Here is a 285-nt window from a genome sequence, read left to right on the forward strand (position 1 = left end):
TGATGGTGGTGGTTGCGCCGTTGCCTGCCACTTCGAGTTTTTCGAAGTTGCCGCCGGTGGTCTCGGTGATCTGGACGGTCTGGCTGCTCTTGTCGATGAACACGTCATCGGTAGGGGCAGGCACGGTCACGGTGCCAACAGTGTCGCCAGCCTTGATGGTGATGCTTGAACCATTGTCGAGTTTCAGCGTGACGTCGGTGCCGGCCTTATTGCTCAAGGTCGCGGTGTACGTGATCTGGCCGCCTTCGTTAACGGCACTTGGCGCAGTCAGCGTAACCGTGGTGG

Annotated in this window: 1 protein-coding gene; it reads right to left on the reverse strand. The window is 59.3% G+C overall.

Annotated features, from left to right (window positions below):
• The coding region (locus QK296_RS29000; RefSeq protein ID WP_282392375.1) for an immunoglobulin-like domain-containing protein at window positions 1–285 on the reverse strand (285 nt) is incomplete at both ends.

This window comes from Pseudomonas sp. AL10, assembly GCF_029960685.1.
Lineage (GTDB): Bacteria > Pseudomonadota > Gammaproteobacteria > Pseudomonadales > Pseudomonadaceae > Aquipseudomonas > Aquipseudomonas lactis.